This is a genomic window from Rhodococcus sp. ARC_M6, from assembly GCF_022810305.1.
Classification (GTDB): Bacteria; Actinomycetota; Actinomycetes; order Mycobacteriales; family Mycobacteriaceae; genus Rhodococcus_F.
The window spans coordinates 40,212-58,377 of sequence record NZ_JALGQH010000014.1 but is presented as its reverse complement, the minus strand read 5'-3'; the positions used below and the strand labels follow the sequence as shown (position 1 = coordinate 58,377).

The 18,166-nt window shown below is 62.4% G+C and carries 19 protein-coding genes; 11 read left to right on the top strand and 8 right to left on the bottom strand.

What is annotated here, in order from left to right:
• Nucleotides 1-52 precede the first annotated feature (52 nt).
• The gene (locus MTX36_RS16185) at nt 53-889 is read right to left on the bottom strand and encodes a glutaminyl-peptide cyclotransferase (protein WP_243620758.1); all 837 of its coding nucleotides are present in this window, start codon (nt 887-889) and stop codon (nt 53-55) included.
• A 38-nt stretch (nt 890-927) separates the two neighbouring features.
• Between MTX36_RS16185 and MTX36_RS16180 the strand changes: the two genes are divergently transcribed.
• The 3 genes from MTX36_RS16180 (at nt 928) to MTX36_RS16170 (ending at nt 5,043) form a co-directional block, all read left to right on the top strand.
• Entirely contained in the window at nt 928-1,746 is an 819-nt protein-coding gene (locus MTX36_RS16180) for a DUF3027 domain-containing protein (RefSeq protein WP_243620757.1), read from the top strand.
• Between the two features lie 125 nt (nt 1,747-1,871).
• Nucleotides 1,872-4,487, top strand: coding sequence for a sacsin N-terminal ATP-binding-like domain-containing protein (locus MTX36_RS16175; protein ID WP_243620827.1), 2,616 nt, complete (start codon nt 1,872-1,874; stop codon nt 4,485-4,487).
• A 7-nt stretch (nt 4,488-4,494) separates the two neighbouring features.
• Nucleotides 4,495-5,043, top strand: coding sequence for a phosphatase PAP2 family protein (locus MTX36_RS16170; protein WP_243620756.1), 549 nt, complete (start codon nt 4,495-4,497; stop codon nt 5,041-5,043).
• Here the strand turns inward: MTX36_RS16170 and MTX36_RS16165 are convergent.
• Nucleotides 5,040-5,297 carry a DUF2530 domain-containing protein gene (locus MTX36_RS16165; protein ID WP_243620755.1) on the bottom strand — a complete coding sequence of 86 codons (258 nt, stop codon included), beginning with the start codon at nt 5,295-5,297 and terminating at the stop codon, nt 5,040-5,042. The two genes, MTX36_RS16170 and MTX36_RS16165, sit on opposite strands and share 4 nt — an antisense overlap.
• Before the next feature lie 103 nt (nt 5,298-5,400).
• On the opposite strand from MTX36_RS16165, the gene MTX36_RS16160 reads away from it, so the two are divergent.
• The 3 genes from MTX36_RS16160 to MTX36_RS16150 all read left to right on the top strand — a co-directional run bounded on the left by MTX36_RS16160 (nt 5,401) and on the right by MTX36_RS16150 (nt 8,749).
• On the top strand, nt 5,401-6,855 hold the full coding sequence (locus MTX36_RS16160) for an NCS2 family permease (RefSeq protein WP_243620754.1): 1,455 nt from the start codon (nt 5,401-5,403) through the stop codon (nt 6,853-6,855).
• Between the two features lie 64 nt (nt 6,856-6,919).
• Entirely contained in the window at nt 6,920-7,351 is a 432-nt protein-coding gene (locus MTX36_RS16155) for a MarR family winged helix-turn-helix transcriptional regulator (protein ID WP_243620753.1), read from the top strand.
• Between the two features lie 90 nt (nt 7,352-7,441).
• The gene (locus tag MTX36_RS16150; protein WP_243620826.1) at nt 7,442-8,749 is read left to right on the top strand and encodes an MFS transporter; all 1,308 of its coding nucleotides are present in this window, start codon (nt 7,442-7,444) and stop codon (nt 8,747-8,749) included.
• On the opposite strand, the gene MTX36_RS16145 is transcribed toward MTX36_RS16150, so the two are convergent.
• Nucleotides 8,733-9,281 (bottom strand): hypothetical protein, encoded by a 549-nt coding sequence (locus tag MTX36_RS16145; RefSeq protein ID WP_243620752.1) that lies wholly within the window; start codon nt 9,279-9,281, stop codon nt 8,733-8,735. The two genes, MTX36_RS16150 and MTX36_RS16145, sit on opposite strands and share 17 nt — an antisense overlap.
• 66 nt (nt 9,282-9,347) lie before the next feature.
• On the opposite strand from MTX36_RS16145, the gene MTX36_RS16140 reads away from it, so the two are divergent.
• From MTX36_RS16140 to MTX36_RS16130, 3 genes are read left to right on the top strand one after another with little or no spacing between them, the layout of a single operon-like run.
• The gene (locus MTX36_RS16140) at nt 9,348-9,983 is read left to right on the top strand and encodes a TetR/AcrR family transcriptional regulator (protein WP_243620751.1); all 636 of its coding nucleotides are present in this window, start codon (nt 9,348-9,350) and stop codon (nt 9,981-9,983) included.
• Nucleotides 9,984-9,987: 4 nt separating this feature from the next.
• A complete protein-coding gene (locus MTX36_RS16135) occupies nt 9,988-10,794 on the top strand; it encodes an RNA methyltransferase (RefSeq protein ID WP_243620750.1) in 807 nt (268 codons plus the stop codon).
• Nucleotides 10,794-11,051: a DUF2537 domain-containing protein gene (locus MTX36_RS16130; protein WP_243620749.1), complete on the top strand. Its 258-nt coding sequence runs from the start codon at nt 10,794-10,796 to the stop codon at nt 11,049-11,051. Before MTX36_RS16135 ends, MTX36_RS16130 begins: the two co-directional genes overlap by 1 nt.
• Before the next feature lie 24 nt (nt 11,052-11,075).
• Here MTX36_RS16130 and MTX36_RS16125 read toward each other — a convergent pair whose 3' ends face one another.
• The 5 genes from MTX36_RS16125 to MTX36_RS16105 all read right to left on the bottom strand — a co-directional run bounded on the left by MTX36_RS16125 (nt 11,076) and on the right by MTX36_RS16105 (nt 15,930).
• The gene (locus MTX36_RS16125) at nt 11,076-12,065 is read right to left on the bottom strand and encodes a hypothetical protein (RefSeq protein ID WP_243620748.1); all 990 of its coding nucleotides are present in this window, start codon (nt 12,063-12,065) and stop codon (nt 11,076-11,078) included.
• A gap of 87 nt (nt 12,066-12,152) precedes the next feature.
• Nucleotides 12,153-13,100 carry a septation protein SepH gene (gene sepH, locus MTX36_RS16120; RefSeq protein ID WP_243620747.1) on the bottom strand — a complete coding sequence of 316 codons (948 nt, stop codon included), beginning with the start codon at nt 13,098-13,100 and terminating at the stop codon, nt 12,153-12,155.
• A 64-nt stretch (nt 13,101-13,164) separates the two neighbouring features.
• Complete coding sequence (locus MTX36_RS16115) at nt 13,165-13,353, bottom strand: hypothetical protein (RefSeq protein ID WP_243620746.1); 189 nt, start codon at nt 13,351-13,353, stop codon at nt 13,165-13,167.
• A gap of 266 nt (nt 13,354-13,619) precedes the next feature.
• Nucleotides 13,620-14,741 carry a phosphoserine transaminase gene (gene serC, locus MTX36_RS16110; protein ID WP_243620825.1) on the bottom strand — a complete coding sequence of 374 codons (1,122 nt, stop codon included), beginning with the start codon at nt 14,739-14,741 and terminating at the stop codon, nt 13,620-13,622.
• A 61-nt stretch (nt 14,742-14,802) separates the two neighbouring features.
• Nucleotides 14,803-15,930 carry a citrate synthase 2 gene (locus tag MTX36_RS16105; RefSeq protein WP_243620745.1) on the bottom strand — a complete coding sequence of 376 codons (1,128 nt, stop codon included), beginning with the start codon at nt 15,928-15,930 and terminating at the stop codon, nt 14,803-14,805.
• Nucleotides 15,931-16,174: 244 nt separating this feature from the next.
• Between MTX36_RS16105 and pdxH the strand changes: the two genes are divergently transcribed.
• Both pdxH and MTX36_RS16095 read left to right on the top strand, forming a co-directional pair.
• Entirely contained in the window at nt 16,175-16,888 is a 714-nt protein-coding gene (gene pdxH, locus MTX36_RS16100; protein ID WP_243620744.1) for a pyridoxamine 5'-phosphate oxidase, read from the top strand.
• Complete coding sequence (locus tag MTX36_RS16095; RefSeq protein ID WP_243620743.1) at nt 16,885-18,150, top strand: MFS transporter; 1,266 nt, start codon at nt 16,885-16,887, stop codon at nt 18,148-18,150. The genes pdxH and MTX36_RS16095 overlap by 4 nt, the downstream gene beginning before the upstream one ends.
• The last annotated feature ends 16 nt before the right edge of the window (nt 18,151-18,166 follow it).

The following is an 18,166-nucleotide window of genomic DNA, read 5'->3' as shown; positions in this document are numbered from 1 at the left end:
TACTGCGGAGGCGACCACGCACACCCCTGACGAGTTGGGCGGCCAAGTCGATTCAGGCCACAAATCGCACGTCGAATATCTGTGGCCAGTACTTACCAGTGAGAAGAAAGCGGTCGGTTCCCGGTATCTGTGCGATTCCGTTGAGAACGTCGACGGTGTGAGTGGATCCATCGGTGTTCAGCCGGGCGCGCAGAGGCGACGCGTCGATCACGCTGGTCACCTGGCCATCTTCCGGATCGATCGACACAATCGTGTCCGTCTGCCAGACGTTGGCGTAGACCATTCCGTCATCGGTGCATTCGAGTTCATTCAGATTCGAGAGTGGTTTACCGTCGCGAGTGACGTCGACGGAACCGGTCGCGTCGAAGGTATCCGGATCGTGGAACGTCAGGGTGGAGGACCCGTCGCTGGTTACCAACCGATCCTCGAGCGCGCAGATGCCCCAACCTTGAGTGGTGAGTGGAAATGTGTCCCGTTCGACGAGAGTGTCCTTGTCACGGACGATTGCGACGCCGTTCTTCCACGTCAATTGCCACAGTGAGTTTCCGAAGACGGTAATGCCTTCACCGAACAACGGTGGCGCCAGATCCGCTCGGGCGATTTCGGGGCCGGAACCCGGGACGCTACCGAGCTCCGTCGAACGCACCCATGACTCGCCGACTCGCCCGGTACTTTCGTAAAGTCTGTTGCCGTCGATCTCCAAGCCTTGGGTGAAGGCGTCGGCGTCATGCGGATGGACGTCGACGACCTCGACGGACAAGGTCGGTACCGGCCCGTTGTCGTCTGCAGCAGGGGTTCCGGGACCTGTCGGAGAGCAGGCCGTCACGACTGAAGTGATCACTGCGAGCGCCGAGACGACAGCTGCGGAACCGGCGCGTGACCCACTCATCTGTCCAGCATTGCAGCCCAGTGCGTTGCGGACTTCTAGTGGTGCGGCAAACTGGAGGAGTGAGTGTTGCTACTTCTCCAGAGCGTGCAGTGCCGCGCCCCGTACTGGCCGATGCCGTCGAGCTTGCCCGAGCAGCTGTTGTCGAGCTGCACGAGGGTGGCGTCGGTGCATACCTCGGCGTCACGTCGGAGGATGAATTTGCCGCTACCCATCGATTCGCCGCAGATATTCCCGGTTACGACGGGTGGCAGTGGGCCGTTGTCGTAGCGGCCGGGCCGAACGATCACCGGGCCACCATCAGCGAACTCGCTTTGTTGCCCGGCCCCGATGCATTGGTGGCGCCCGCGTGGCTGCCCTGGGATCAGCGGATTCGTCCCGGCGACTTGTCGGTCGGCGATCTGCTGGCTCCGCCGGCGCAGGATCCACGTCTTGTCCCCGGATATGTCGCCACTGGTGACCCCGAGGTCGACGACGTTGAATTGGAACTCGGTTTCGGACGCAAGAAGGTCATGAGTCGCGAAGGTCGGCTGGAGGCGGCTCAGCGCTGGTTCGAGGGAGACTTCGGGCCTGAATCGGAAATGGCGAAGGCAGCTCCGTCCACGTGTGGGCTGTGCGGCTTCTTCCTTCCGCTGGCAGGATCGCTCGGTGCTGCATTCGGCGTCTGCGGCAACGAGCTTTCCGCTGACGGCCGTGTTGTGCACGCCAATTACGGCTGCGGCGCGCATTCCGACACCACCCTCCCTCTCGGTGCCGGTTCACCGGCGTTCGACGCCTATGACGACGGGGCTATCGAGTTGACTGCCATGCCGGCGCAGGCCGCAGTCGCTGAAGATTCGGATTCGGTATCCACCGAGTAGACGACCCGTTCGCGGCGGCGGCGCTCCGCGAGGCCACGCTACGGGCGTGGGCGGATTCGCCTACCCGATTACGTGAAGACGCGGCCACCGAATCCGATTTGGCCGCAGCGGGTTACCGCGACCGATTGCTGACGGAGTTGGCTCAGAATGCTGCCGACGCGGCTTCGAGGGCAGGCGTACCGGGATCCTTGAGTGTTGTGTTGGACGGTGCGGTTCTGACCGTCGCCAATACCGGCCGGCCGCTCGACGAGGACGGGGTTCACGCACTCACCGCACTCCGGGCTTCCGGCAAGGTCAACGCCGACGATGGCGTCGTGGGTCGGTACGGTGTCGGATTCTCGGCTGTGCACTCGGTCAGTGACGAGCTCGAGTTGCGGTCGACGACCGGATCGATTCGGTTCTCCGCCAAGAGGACTCGTGAAGAGATCGAGAAAGCCGGCCTGCGAGTTCCGGACTCGGGCGTGCCCGTGCTGCGGCTGGTGTGGCCGTCGGACGAGAGGCCCGGCGCCGGTGTCGATTCCGAGGTGGTGCTGACGCTGCGCGATGATATCGACGGCGGCGCATTGGTGTCCCGGATGGCTGCCGAGGCAGTTGATTTGCTTCTCGAACTTCCCGGATTATCTTCGATTCGGTTGGGTGACAAAACCTTTGAACGAACCGAGCGAGTCCTGGAATCCGGACTGACCGAAGTCTCGATCAATTCCCACGTGTGGTGGCAGTACCGAACTGCCCGTGCTCGCTGGATCGTTCCCGTCAAGCACGGAGTGGCCGTGCCGGTCGGCGACGACGTTCTCCGGGCGCCGACGCGATCCGATGAAGAACTGTCCATCCCGACGCTGGTTGTCGCCGACATCGCGATGCAGCCGGATCGGCGACGAATCCTGCCCGGTGCACCCATCGCGCCGCTCGCAGCGGGATACGCCGAGTTTGTTGCAGCATTGCCGGTCGATCGAAGAACTACTCTGGTCCCGCTGCCGGCCTTTGCGCGAAGTGAGACGGATTCGCTTCTGCGCGAGGCACTTCTGAAGGAACTGCAGGAAAATCCTTGGCTTCCCGTCGTGGGCGAGCCGGACCGGGCGCCGCAGCGTGCGTCCGTGGTTCCGGGGCTCAGTGACGAGTTGGCGGAGTTGCTCACCGATATCATCGGCGGCTTGGTCGTGCCGGAACTTTCGGGTCCGCGCCACGAACGTGCTCTGGCGGCAGTGTCGACACACCGAATCGGGCTGGCTCGAATCGCAGAACTGCTCAGCGGACTCGAACGGGAACCGTCGTGGTGGTCGCGCCTCTACGGCGCTCTGGAACCGCTTGTCATCGATGCACTGTCGGTGGAAGAGCTTGGGACGCTTCCAGTCCCGTTGTCGGACGGGCGAATTGTCACCGGTCCGCGAACCGTGGTTCTGGGTACCGAACTCGGCGATTCGGTGCCACCGGTGCCGTGGACAAGGCTAGTTCACCCGCAGGCATCGCACCCGTTGCTCGCGCGGTTGGGCGCCGTGGGTGCGACTGCAACAGATTTGCTGTCCGACCCGGCGCTGCACGCACTCATCGAAGATGCTGCCGATCAGGATGATTCCGTCGCAACGGAATTAGCGGCGACCGTGTTGGCTCTGGCCGCGCATGTCGCGCCGGGTGCGTTGCCGTCGTGGATCGGTGAAGTGTTGCTTCCCGATTCTGACGGAGAACTGCGCTCCGCCGATCAGTTGTTACTGCCGGGTGCGCCGTTGGCAACCGTGCTGGTTGACGATTCACCGTTCGGCACCGTGGACCCGAAATTTGTGGAACAGGTGGGGGAGCAAGCACTTCGAGTAGTCGGTGTCGGTTGGGGCTTCACCGTCTTTCGAGAAGAGTTGCCGTCGGGCCCGGATCACGATCTCGATTCCGAGGATCAGTGGTGGGACACCCTGAGTGAGGATCCCGAGCATATCGAGGCTGTGCGTGACCTTGATCTGGTCGACGAAAATCGTTGGGCGGCAGCATTGTCGCTTCTCATGGAGTCGCCGGCGACGCGTCCGTTGCTCAGTGACCGACGCGGGTACACCGCGTGGTGGCTGCGTTCGAATGCCGAACTGGGCGGCGAGATCCTGGGCTTGCTGCGAGCACCCCACGACCGCACGTTCGAGGGATTGCTCGACGTAGCAGACCACCCGGAAGGCGACGATCTGCGCGGAGTACTCGCGGCGGATACCGTCGAGGACCCGGAACTGGCTCAGCTCCTCCTCGATCGACTCGCGGATCCCTTGCGGATGCCCACACCGGCCGTCGTTGCACGCGCTCATCGCCACCTGGCGGATGCCGCCCGGCGTCGCGTTCTCGATCTGGACGAGCTGAGCTTGCCGAGCTTCGTTCGCGGACTGTCCGGTGACCTCGTCGAACCCGGCGACGCCCTGGTGCTCGATCGTCCGTGGTTCGGTCCGGCGTTGCCCGCGCAGCGAGTAGTCCTGGGCAGCTTCGAGACCGCGGAAGCGTTGGCTGATCTGCTGGACATCGCGACTGCGTCGTCGGCTGTCGATGGTCGAGTCACGAGCAGTGGAGTTACCCGGTTGTGGGCCGAGGAGCCGCAGGCCGTCCTGGCATTTGCCGCCCTCGGACGAGAAGTGCCCGAGGGCGAGGTGGTGATTCACCACGCGCTCACGATCCGACTGAGCGGCGCAGCCGAGGGAACCGTGACCGTGCCCTGGTGGGTGGATAGCGATGGTGTCCATCACGTGATGCGTGTGTGGGCACAACAGCAAGAGACGTGAGGAAACAGTGTCGTTCGATATTTGGGTACTCGACAGCGCTGTAAGTGCGCGCACACCGTGGTTGGTCGACACCGTGGACGTCATCACCGACAGCGGCGGAACCCTGGCCGCGTGGTCGATCGCGAGCGTCCTGACCATCACACTTCTGATGTGCTCCCGACGCGTCGACGCTCTACTGGTGGCGGGTTCCATGCTCACCGGGTTGCTGGTGATGACGGGACTCAAACATATCTTCACGCGCACCCGTCCACCGATTCCGGAGCGGTTGATCGAAATCGACTCGTACTCGTTCCCGTCGGGGCACGCGATGATGACGGCGATTCTCGCGACGGTGGTGGCCGCGGTGATCGTTCGGCTGACATTGCCGAGGCTCGTAAAAGTAACCATGCTCGCGATGCTTGCGGTCTACACCGTCGCAGTCGGGCTTTCTCGTGTCTACCTGGCCGCGCACTGGATGACCGACGTCCTGGCCGGCTGGGCATTCGGTGTCATCTGGGCGGGTCTGTGGATCTGGGGGACGAACCGGCTGCGCCACCGGCAGGCTGTGCTGACTTAGTCGGTCAGACCCGCACCCTGTTGGGCGCCTTTGCTGCCTCGTAGCGCTGCTCGGCGCTGAATCCAGAACAAGCCGTACCCGAGGAACCCGACGCCGATCCCGGCGTAACAGACGGGTAGGGCGTCGGACCAGCGGTCGCCGCTCAGCAGGACCACGACGGTGGCGACTACCCACCCCGCCGTGCCGATGATGAGAGCTGGTCCCGGTGCGGACAATCGCTCAATCAAGTTTGTTGTGTTCGGAGTCTCGTTCACGAAATTAACGCTACCTGGGCCCTCGTGCCTTACTCTCCCTAGTGCGACCGGCCTTCATGCGCGCCGGCACAGGCGACCTCTAAAGCGATGGGGAAAGAAACACATGGCGGCATCCGGGAAAATTCTCGACACATATTTCAAGATCAGTGAACGAGGGTCCACGATCTCCACGGAGGTTCGCGGCGGTGTCGTCTCATTCTTTGCAATGGCATACATCGTGGTGCTCAACCCACTGATCCTCGGCAGTTTCTCAGCCGATGACGCCGTCGCCAAGGTCGACGTCCTCGGAAACATCTTGCCGGTCAACCAGGTGGCTGCCGTCACGGCATTGGTCGCCGGACTCATGAGCATCGCCTTCGGCGTCATCGCCAACTATCCGTTTGCCATCGCGGCCGGCCTGGGTATCAACAGCCTGCTCGCAGTGACGATCGCCCCGCAGGTCACCTGGCCTGAAGCCATGGGACTGGTGGTCCTGGACGGCATCATCATCGTGGTGTTGGCGCTCACCGGTTTCCGAACCGCAGTGTTCAATGCGATTCCGAACGCGCTCAAATCGGCGATCGCAGCCGGTATCGGTATGTTCATCGCCTTCATCGGCTTCGTCGACGCAGGATTTGTCCGTCGTATCCCCGACGCCGCGGGCACGAGTGTTCCCGTCGGGCTCGGCATCAACAGTTCCATCGCGTCGTGGCCGACTGCGGTCTTCATCTTCGGTGTCCTCCTCATGGGCGTCCTCGTGGTGCGGAAGGTTCGCGGTGGCCTTCTCATCGGCATCGTCGTGACGACCATCCTGGCGGCGATCATCGAGGCTGTTGCCGACGTCGGACCGTCGCTCGGAACCAACCCGAAGGGCTGGAACCTGAGCGTTCCCGCGATCCCCGACATGTTCGGAGGCATGCCCGATCTGAGTCTGGTCGGTGAGGTCAGCCTGTTCGGTGCGTTCACTCGAATCGGAGTTCTGGCTGCCAGCTTGTTGGTGTTCACCCTGGTTCTCGCCAATTTCTTCGACGCTATGGGCACCATGACGGGCCTCGGTAAAGAAGCCGGACTGACCGACAAGGACGGCAACCTTCCCAACGTCGGCCGCGCTCTGGTCGTCGAAGGTGCCGGTGCGATCGTCGGTGGTGGAGCTTCGGCGTCGTCGAACACCGTGTTCGTGGAATCGGCTTCGGGTATTGCCGAGGGCGCCCGCACGGGTCTGGCGAATGTCGTGACAGGTTTGCTGTTCCTGGTCGCCATGTTCCTGACGCCGCTGTATTCGGTGGTGCCGATCGAGGCAGCAGCGCCGGCGCTGGTAATTGTCGGTGCACTGATGATCGGGCAGGTTCGTGACATCGATTTCACGAAGTTCTCGGTTGCCCTTCCCGCCTTCCTGACTATGGTCGTCATGCCGTTCACCTACTCGATTGCCAATGGCATCGGCGTCGGATTCATCTCGTGGGTCGTCTTGAACGCGGCCAGTGGTGAAGCCAAGAAGATTCACCCTTTGCTGTGGGTCGTGGCGGCTCTCTTCATGGCCTACTTCACGGTGGGACCGATTACCGACGCACTTACGTAAAACTTTCAACTAGCCGGTGCCCGATAACCCGGTTACCGGCTAGTTGTTGACGTATTGTTCTCGCGTGACCCCCGAAACCCGTGCGCTGGCCAGTGATCTGTCGTTGGCTGTAGTGCGTCTCAGTCGGCACCTGCGAGGCCGAAGGGCTGATGCGCAGGTATCTCTGACGCAGCTTTCTGCCCTGGCCACCCTGAGCCAAGACGGGCCGATGACGCCCGGTGCCCTCGCGGCTCGGGAGAAGGTTCAACCACCTTCGATGACCAGGGTTGTTGCCTCCCTCGCCGAAATGGGGTTGGTGGAGCGTTCGCCCCATCCCACCGACGGGCGTCAGATTATCGTGACGTTGTCCGGCGCCGGCCAGGCTTTGCTTGCCGACGAGACTCATGCGCGTGAGGCCTGGATGAACGAGCAGCTTTCAGGCTTGAGCGCTGACGAACTCGCGACGCTTCGCGGAGCTGTCGGCATCATCACCGCCATGGTGAACGCGTCCGAGTAACCTCGCTGCATCATTTCGGTACAAGATAATTACCGGAACGAACGATCGTAGAGGCAAGATGGGGTGGTGCCCCGCGATCCCGACTCCGGCATGTTTGCCGCACTCCGCAACCGAAACTATCGACTCTGGGCGTCCGGGCAGATCGTTTCGCTTGTCGGAACGTGGATGCAGCGCATCGCCCAGGACTGGCTGGTACTGACGCTGTCCGACGGCAATGCGTTGGCCGTGGGCATCGTGATGGCGTTGCAGTTCGGACCCACTCTGTTCCTTTCGGTGTGGGGCGGCGTCCTCGCCGATCGGTACGACAAGCGTCGAATCCTCATCTTCACACAGTGGGCGAGTGCGTTGTGCGCGCTGGTGATGGGACTGCTCGACGTCGGCGGAATCGTCGAAATGTGGCACGTCTTCGTCATTGCGTTTGCCCTGGGATGTGTCTCTGCGGTCGACGCTCCGGTGCGGCAGTCGTTCACCATCGAGATGGTGGGCAAGGAAAACCTGTCCAACGCAATTGCGTTGAACTCCATGACTTTCAATACCGCCCGCATCATCGGTCCGGCAATTGCCGGTGTGCTGATCAATGTCATCGGCACCGGGTGGGTGTTTCTGCTCAATGTTGCGACGTTTGCCGGCGTTCTCATCGCGCTCTATCTCATGAACACCAAGGAACTGACGCCGTCGGAACCTGCTCCCCGGGCCAAAGGACAGGTGCGCGACGGATTCCGGTATGTGTGGGGGCGCAAGGATCTGCGCGTGATCATGCTGACTGTCTTCATGGTCTCGACGTTCGGCTTGAACTTTCCGATCAGCCTCGCGGTGATGGCCCGAACCACATTCGATCGGGGCGCCGATGCCTACGGACTGCTCTCCACCACACTGGCGGTCGGGACGTTGGCGGGAGCGGTGTACGCCGCGCGGCGCAAGGACCCACCACGATTGCGCACGTTCCTCTTTGCCGCGACGGCCTTCGGTGCCTTCGAAATAGCAGTCGGCCTGATGCCGACCTATCCGTTGGTGGCGTTGATGCTGATACCCGCCGGCGCACTCACATTGACCTTCAGTACCTCGGCGATGAATATCCTGCAGATGTCGGTGCCTTCGGAGATGCGCGGACGGGTCATGGGCATCTACATGCTCAGTTTCCTCGGCGGAACACCGCTCGGAAGTCCGGTGCTGGGTTGGGTGGCTGACACTGTTGATCCCCGGGCACCGCTGATCGTGGGCGGAGCGATCTCCCTGTTGGCGGGCGCCTTTGCCGGCGTGTATCTGCTGCGCAGCGAGCGCCTGAAACTACGACTGAAGATGCCCGAAGGCGGCGGTAGGTTGCCGGTTTTCGATGTGCGACCCGCTGTTGTCTGTGATGCGGCCGAGCAAGCGGTGGAAGCTAACCGCGTGCCGTGAGCTTTTCTCGTTTGGGAAACAGCGTGTAACTCAGCGCGACGACGCCCCAGATTCCGAGGACCAGCGTCAGGTTGCTGATCCAACCCTCGAGCGCCTCGGTCCGACCGGCGTCGTCGACGAGGAAGATCGCGACGGCGAGTAGGCCGCACGAAATGGCCCAGGCCAGAGCGGCTTTACCGAACTCTCGCCACTCTCGCACTGCCCGCGGGGTGCCGTACTTCGGCGGCGAAACAGGCGGGGGACCGCCGGCAAATCGGTAGGAGAACTGGGCGTCGGCCCACGAGACGAGGCTGTGCCCGAACGCGACGGAGACGCCGATGTACGCGGCGGCGAGCCCATGGCTGAAGTTTGCCTGGCCTCCGCCGCGCAGATCGAGAGCTGTCGCGACCAGGAGCACAACATCGACCAGTGGCGCGCAGATCAACAACGCAGCGCCGAGCGTCGGCTTTCGGAGTAGATAGCGGGCGGCTAGTCCTGCGGCGATGAAGACCCAGAACATGATTTCGCAGGCGACGATCAGGTGGATGATCATGAGACCTCATTTCTAGTACGACTGTATTAGTTACGGAAACTAGCACAGTCGTGTTAGTTTTGTGAAGTGGTGAAACGATTGAGCCCGGAGATGCGGCGTGAGCAGATAGCCGAAGCCGTCTGGCGAGTCATCAGACGCGACGGGATCGCGGCCACCAGCGTTCGGACCGTCGCCGACGAGGCGGGAATGTCTACCGGTTCGCTTCGGCATTTTTTCGCGACGCAGTCAGAGTTGTTGGTCTTCGCCATGGAGTTGGTGGTCATTCGCGTCGAAAAGCGGATCGACGCTATCGAATTCGACCCGGATATGCGGCGCGCCATCCGTCAGTTCGCGGATCAGTTCGTTCCCCTCGACGACGATCGCCGCGAGGAAATGCAGGTGTCCATCGCCTTTGCGGCCGCAGCCCAGACAGATTCGGCGTTGACTGCAGTACGCGATCGGACCGATCAAGTCTTGTTCGATCACTTCCGTCAGTTCGTCGAGGCAGTGCGGAACGATGGATTCCTTCGGCCCGAGGCCGTGGTGGAAGTCGAGGCGATGCGTTTGCATGCGGTGGTCGACGGTCTCGCTGTGCAAGGCGTCAACGATCCGAAGCGAGTGAATCCCGCCGCCGTTGCGCAAGTTCTCGACGCCCATTTTGCTTCGATGTTCAGCGCGGACGGGAGTCGTGACTTAGCTGCCGTGCGCGATACGGCACGATAGAGCAGTGGTTCACGTTATCGATATTTCAGATCCCGCCGATCCTCGGCTGGATGACTTTCGCGATCTCAACTCTTCCGATCGCCGTCCGGACCTGCCGGAAGGCAAGGGTCTGGTCATCGCCGAAGGAGTTTTTGTCACGCAGAGACTCCTCACCTCCCGCTTCCCGACCCTCAGCCTGCTCGGCGTCGAGCGGCGTCTCCTCGAGTTGGCCGACGATCTCGACGGCGTCGACGTTCCCTTCTACCGAACCACCGCTGAAGTCATGGCCGAAGTGGTGGGCTTCCATCTCAATCGTGGGGTGCTTGCCGCAGCCGGTCGGCCGTCGCCTTTGGCAATCTCGGATGTTTTGCAGGACGCAAAAACGGTGGCAGTCCTCGAGGGCGTCAACGACCACGAAAACCTCGGCTCGATGTTCCGCAACGCCGCCGGTCTCGGTGTCGACGCGATTCTGTTCGGCAAAGGATGTGCTGATCCGCTGTACCGACGTTCTGTTCGCGTCTCCATGGGCCATGTTCTGCGAGTGCCGTTCGCGCACGTCGAAAAGTGGCCCTACGATCTGGAAGAATTGCGCAGCAACGATTTTCAGCTCATCTCTCTGACCCCCAATCCTGAGGCCGTGACCCTGGCTCAGGCGATGACCGGCGACAAAGTTGCGTTGCTGCTCGGCGCCGAAGGCCCGGGTTTGACTGAACATGCCATGCGCGCCACGGATATTCGCGCCAAGATTCCCATGGCGCCGGGAACCGATTCGCTCAACGTCGCCACTGCTGCTGCGATGGCCTTCTATGAACGCGTCAGGACAATGCAGTAATGCCGAGCCGAACTCCCTGGGCTACCGGCGTCGCGGTGTCGATTTTTGCCGCGATGCTGTCCACAGTTGCCGTGGCCGCATTCAGTGAGGGGCTCGCGGACATCAACGCGGTGCTGGCGATCGTCGTCAACATCGTCGCCGTCGGCGGATTGGCGCCGACGGTCTGGCGGTGGCGAGCTGTACCCGTGTGGCGGTGGGTGGTTTACGGTGCGGTCGCGGGTATTCCGTTGGGCTGGATCACTGCGATAGCGGCCTGATCGGGTCCGGTTCTGCCCGATGTGTCAGTGGAAACCGAAGTATCGTGCCAGGCGGCCACGCTTCGTCGGTTCCGGTGCTGAAGGTTCCGGTGCTGAAGGTTCCAGGGCTGCCGGTTCTGGGGCTGCCGCGTCGACAATCGGCTCTGCAGCTTCGGCAATCGGTTCCACAGTCTCGGTCTCGGACTCGAGTTCTTCGATCGGAGGATGAAGTTCCTCGGTCGTGTCTGACTCCGACTCCGACTCCGACTCCGACTCTGGCGTCGGCTCCGGTTCCGGTTCCGGAATGGAAACCGTACTGGGCGCCGGCTCCACTTCCGGGGCGGCAAGTTCCAATTTCACTTTGGGTGCCACAAGCTCCAACATGATCTTCGGCGCTTCGACCTTCTGCTGAATCTTGAAGCCCCACAACAAGATTTGGGTCTTGTCGAGGTCGTCGTTGTGGGGGGTCCCCGTGTACCGGAAGCCGAGCCACTCTGCATTGGCGGCTTCAGCGAACTGCTGGGGATGGAACGGCAAAGACTGCGGGTCGGGCAACACACCGGCGGGATAACGCAGGGGGTGCTCGCCGGCCCAATACGGCAATTCCCAGGTTTCAGGGATGCCGATGTTCTCGACGATGTCGATCGGCAGTGCACTGAACGAACGCTGCAGATGGCCGTTTTCCCACAGTGCGAAGGAACCCTGAGCGCGGCCAGGGACGGAGCTGACCAGCAATGTGCGCGGCGCGGGGGGCGAAAGTAGCCACGTTGCAGGCAGTTCCGAAGGGAGAAAGGAACTCAGTTCGGTGCTGCAGACGACGCTGATGTTCTGGTACACGCCGATGAAGACGTAGCCGGGTTGCACGGTGGCGGCCGTCGACAGTGGATGTGGCCCGAGGGATTCGAAGTCCTTGTCGGGGTACAAGCGCTTTGCCACGGTGAGTGCCGCGTTCTGGTCAGGCTGGGGGTACGTGCTCAGTTCGGCGCGCGCGTCACTGCTGTCGATAAACCAGATTGTTGATACCCGTGCCGCCACCGATCGCCCTTTCTCCTGTACTTAGCTTTTAAGAAGAATACGACGAATCGGCTGACGACTTGCCTGTCGGGGCGCATGGTTGCAGGGTCAGCGTCCGCTGCTACGTACGCCAAGGAGAACATCGTCCCACGACGGGAGAGCAGGTTTTCCGCGCTTGTCTTTGGTGGATGGTTGCTGGGGTGCTGTCTTGGGTGTGGTCTCTGCCGCCGGTTCCGGAATTTCTTCGGAAACTACGGGTTCGGGCTCGATTTCGACTGGCGGTGAAAACTCTGCCGGAGCCGCGATTTCGGTGACCGTCGGGATTTCGGTGACTGTCGGGATTTCGGTGACAACTGCCACCTCGGTCTGGATATCGATTTCGGTCTTGACTTCTTCGACCGGAACAATTTCGTTATCAACCCGTGATAATTCAGGCTTCTCGTCCACGACGGGTGCCAGACCACGTAGCGGACGACCGAAATCGGGATCGATCAGATCGAATGCGGTGTCGTCGAGTGCAACGATCGTCCCGCCGTGTGCGTCCGGCTGGTAGCGCCAATGCGCGGCATTGGTGCTGCGTCCGGCCTGCCACTGCAACTGGGCAACCCAGTGATTGTCTTCGTCGCGCCAGGCGTCCCACGTGGCGTCGTCGATGGTGTGCCCGCGGGCGCGAAATGCGTGAGTGACGATCTCTGCGAGGGTAGGCACGGTTGGGCCGTTGTCGCGGATCGGGTGGCCACCCTGCGCCATTTCCGCTGCACGGGAGCGTTCCAGGAGGACAGGGTAGGCGTATCGCTCGACCTTGCTGGCGGGAATTCCGGCTTCTCGCGATACCTGCTCGACGGAAGCGCCGGAGCGGATGCGGGCCTGGATTTCCCGGGGGCGGAGCTGGCTGTCGGTTTCGATCTCGATCTGGCCCAGTCGAGCCATATCGCCCCGGGATGCTGCACGCAGTTTGTCATCGGCGGGGATACGAAATTTCTCGCCGGTTTGGGCGTCCGCGCACACCACATGCGATCCATCGGGTTCAAGTCCGATCACTCGAAGCTCTCGCACATTGACCTCCCTTATCGCGTCGGCTCGCGACTTTGCGCCGCAATTTACTGTAATTCATTTGTGATCAGCGGTCCGGCAGGACACTCCCGAAGGGTGTGCCGCTCGGACCTAGGTCACACGTACAGGGGACCGGCGTCTCCGGCAGTGCGCCGGGATAGCGATCGACGACCTTGTTCAATTCGATCTGCAGGTACAGCGTGTTCAGTCCGAAGGCAAAGGTCGGAATCCACGACAGCGTCGGCGAGCAAGTCAAACGGGCTCCGGCGTTTCATCGCCAGCCCAGTCGCGACCGGTTGTCCGTACGAGACGGATGAATCGACGGATGCAGCATCGAATTCTGATTCGGACATGAGGTCCCCCGGTCTGATTGGCGACAATAATCCCAGTTCAGTACACAATTGGGATGTTAGTGCGCGTGGCAGCTGTTCAGTTCGGAATCCACCGGATTGGTCTGAATACACTGCTGGCCCCGACTCGGAAAGAATCGGGGCCAGCAGATGGAACGAGTCGAGAAATGGCTCAGCCGAGCTGCGAGACGACCCAGTCGATGCTCTTGGTGAGCTGGGAAACGTCTTCGGGATCGATGGCCGGGAACATGCCGACGCGCAACTGGTTGCGGCCGAGCTTGCGGTACGGCTCGGTGTCGACAATTCCGTTGGCGCGCAGGATCTTTGCGACAGCAGCAGCGTCAACATTGTCGTTGAAGTCGATGGTGCCGACAACCTGCGAGCGGTGTGCCGGATCAGTGACGAACGGGGTGGCGAACTCGCTGGCCTCGGCCCAGTTGTACAGGCGGGAGGACGAATCAGCGGTGCGTCCGGTGGCCCAGTCGAGGCCGCCGTTGCTGTTCATCCACTCGATCTGGTTGGCGAAGAGCAACAGGGTTGCCAGCGCCGGGGTGTTGTACGTCTGATCCTTGGAGCTGTTGTCCACGGCGATCGGCAGGGAGAGGAAGTCGGGGGTCCAGCGACCCGAGGTCTTGATCTCCTCCACGCGCTCGAGAGCAGCCGGGCTCATCAGTGCGATCCACAGGCCGCCGTCCGAGGCGAAGCACTTCTGCGGAGCGAAGTAGTAGACGTCGGAATCGGCAACGTTGACCGGCAGTCCGCCGGCGCCCGAGGTGGCGTCGATGGCGATGAGGGCATTCTCCGAACCCGCGGGGCGGGAGACGGGGATTGCGACACCGGTGGAGGTCTCGTTGTGTGCCCAGCCGATGAGATCGACGGACGGGTCGGAGACCGGCACCGGTGCGCTGCCCGGATCAGCGGAAATGACGATCGGGTCACCGATGAACGGGTTTGCCTTGGCAACCGAAGCGAACTTGGAGCTGAACTCACCGTTGGTCAGGTGCAGCGACTTCTCGCGGATGAGGCCGAATGCTGCCGCATCCCAGAACGCGGTGGTTCCACCGTTGCCGAGAACAACCTCGTAGCCCTCGGGCAGTGAGAACAGATCGGCGAGGCCGGAACGAACGCTGGCGACAACGTTCTTGACCGGCTTCTGGCGGTGGCTGGTGCCGAACACCGAAGCGCCCACGTCGACCAGGGACTGCAGCTGCTCGGGGCGAACCTTGGAAGGACCGCAGCCGAAGCGTCCGTCAGCGGGCTTGAGATCGGCGGGGATGATCGGTGTGGAGGTCATCGCTTCTTTCTGTTCCTTCACTTGTGTTCTGTACTACCGTGATTGGTGATTAGAGCAGGTGTTACGCGTGGCTGATCTGATCCCAGCCCTCGACGGACTCGGGGGAGCGGGGTGCCGGGCCGGTGTAGATGGCGGCCGGACGAACCAGTTTACCGAGACGCTTCTGTTCGAGGATGTGTGCACACCAGCCGGCGGTGCGGCCACACGTGAACATGGCGGGCATCATGTGCGCGGGAACCTCGGCGAAGTCCAGGATGACAGCAGCCCAGAACTCGACGTTGGTCTCGATCGCACGGTCCGGACGACGCTCACGCAGTTCGGTGAGAGCAGCCTGCTCGAGTGCTGCAGCAGCTTCGTAGCGGGTGGCGTTGAGACGCTTCGCTGTGGCGCGGAGCACGCGTGCACGGGGATCTTCGGCGCGATAAACGCGGTGACCGAAGCCCATGAGCTTTTCCTTGCGGTCCAGGATTCCCTTGACCAGGGCGCGGGCGTCGCCGGTGCGCTCGGTCTCTTCGATCATCGGGAGCACGCGTGCCGGTGCGCCGCCGTGCAGCGGGCCGGACATGGCGCCGATGGCACCGGAGAGGGAAGCCGCGACGTCGGCGCCGGTGGAGGCGATGACGCGGGCGGTGAAGGTGGAGGCGTTCATGCCGTGCTCGGCGGCGGAGACCCAGTACGCGTCAATTGCCTCGACGTGGGCCGGGTTGGGCTCACCCTGCCAGCGGACCATAAAGCGTTCGGTGACGGTCTTGGCTTCGTCGATGCGCTTCTGCGGAACTGCGGGCTGGTAGATGCCGCGCGCCGACTGTGCGACGTAGGACAGTGCCATGACGGATGCGCGTGCGAGCTGGTCGCGGGCGGTTTCGTCGTCGATGTCCAGGATTGGTTCGTAGCCCCAGATGGGAGCCAGCATCGCGAGTCCAGCCTGGACGTCGACACGGACGTCACCGGTGTGGATCGGGAGGGGGAACGGCTCGGCGGGCGGTAAGCCTGCGCCGAAGCGTCCGTCGACGAGCAGGGCCCATACATTGCCGAAGGTAACCTTCTGGCCGACCAGATCTTCGATGTCGACGCCGCGGTAGCGCAGTGCGCCGCCGTCTTTGTCGGGCTCGGCGATGTCACTGGTGAAGGCGACTACGCCTTCGAGTCCGCTGACGAAATCGTCGGGTATTCCTGCGCTCACTGCCATTCTCGTGGACTCTCCTCGTTCGAGTGCGCCCGGTCAGAGTCGCACTGCCTCAGCCTTCAGCGATTGCGCGTCAAGTGCTTGCGGGATGAGCACGCACTTCAAGTTGTCTTGCGCAATCTTCTCGTCCCGATCGGCTGCGGTCGCTGATGCGGCCTGCGATTCGAATCGGGTCTAGCCACGGCAAACTTTAGCGGGTCCCGCACGGCCGGTGACCGGTGAGTACCCGGGAGTAGCGTTCTGGGCTGTGTCGAAGGAACATCAGGACCCGGTGGTAGTGAACAACGAACTGGCTGCGATGCGGGTGGGGTATCCGCAACCCGGCAGTGAATCCGAGGCTGTACACGACCGGATGAGCGTCGAATTGGACGTGAGTCAAGTCGAGAACGGCTGGCTTCCGCTCATGCGTCAGTGGCTGCTCGATGCCGTCGAGGCCGAGGCGCCCGAACCGAATGCGATGACACTGTCCACTCTCGACGAACACGGGCACCCGACGTCCCGGACGGTTCTCTGTAAGGGCTTGTCCGAAGCCGGGGTTCTGTTCTTCACCAACTATCGCTCCGACAAAGCGCGTCAGCTGGACGTGCATCCCTTTGCATCGGCGAACTTCACCTGGCTGACGCTCGCCCGGCAGGTCATCGTTCGAGGCGCGGCCGAGCATGTGAGTGATCAAGTGACACAAGGGTATTGGAGTACCCGGCCGCGAGGGTCTCAGCTCGGGGCCTGGGCGTCGTCGCAATCACAACCCGTCGAATCACGGGCAGCGTTGGACGAACAACTCCGTGAAGTCGCCGCGCGCTTCGGCGTCGACGGTGAGATTCCGGTGCCACCGCACTGGGGCGGGATCCTGATCCGCCCCGAGATCGTCGAATTCTGGCAAGGCCGCGCCAACCGCATGCACAATCGGGTCCGAACTGCCGTCGTCGACGGTCAGTGGTCCGCAGTTCGTCTCCAGCCGTGAAGAGTGTTCTCGCGGACACGACTCCGCTCGAGAATCCTGATTATCGACGATTGTGGACCGCCGGAATCGTCACGGTTATCGGCGCCCAACTCAGTGTGGTCGCAGTCCCGCAGCAGGTGTACGTCATCACCGGCAGTTCCGGCTATGTGGGTTTGACGGGAATCTTCGGTCTTGTTCCCCTGATCATTTTCGGGTTGTGGGGTGGCGCCCTCGCCGACGTGATGGATCGTCGACGGCTGTTGATGATCAGCTCGATCGGCCTCGGTGTCACGTCGGTGCTGTTCTGGATTCAAGCTGCTCTGAACGTGAACAACGTATGGCTGGTTCTCACACTGTTCGCGGTGCAACAGGCGTTTTTCGCGGTCAACCAGCCGACCCGGGCCGCGATAATTCCGCGATTGATTCCGGGAGCGCAGTTGCCGGCCGCGAACTCACTGAACATGACGGTGGTGCAGTTCGGTGCGATCGCCGGGCCGCTGTTGGCGGGTGTGCTCATTCCGACGGCCGGTCTGGCTCTGCTGTACCTGCTGGACTCGATCTTCCTGCTGGCCACGTTGTGGGCCGTGTGGAAGCTCCCGTCGATACCGCCGACCGGAACGTCGAAGCGCGCAGGTTTCCGAGAAGTCCTGAGTGGGTTTTCCTATCTCGCGACACAGAAGGTGCTGCTCGCGTCCTTTGTCGTCGACATCATCGCAATGGTGTTCGGCATGTCCCGGGCGTTGTTCCCGGAGATTGCGGAAGAAACCTTCGGCGGCCCACCCGAGGGCGGTTTCGCGCTGGGCTTGTTGTTCGCGGCGATGTCGGCGGGTGCCGTACTCGGCGGCGTCTTTTCGGGGTGGTTGCCACGAGTTCAATACCAGGGCAAGGCAATTCTGATCTGCATTGTCTTGTGGGGATTGTCGATGATCGGATTCGGTGTGGTCGTCTACTTCGCGAGTCCGGAGTCCAGCGTGATCTACCTCTGGGCAGCGGTGGCGTTCCTGGCATTCGGTGGTGCCGTCGACATGGTGTCGGCCGCGTTCCGCAGCACGATGCTCCAACAGGTCGCGACGGACGACATGCGCGGACGGCTCCAGGGCGTCTTCATCGTCGTCGTGGCGGGTGGCCCGCGTATCGGAGACGTCCTGCACGGCGGCGCCGCATTCCTGTTCGGAACGGGGGTGGCGGCGGCCGGCGGTGGCGTTCTGGTGGTTGTCGGGGTCGTCGTGGCGGCAATCGCCTTCCCGACGTTCGTTCGGTACAAGGTGGGACGCGCCGCCTGACGTCCTGGTTTGCGGA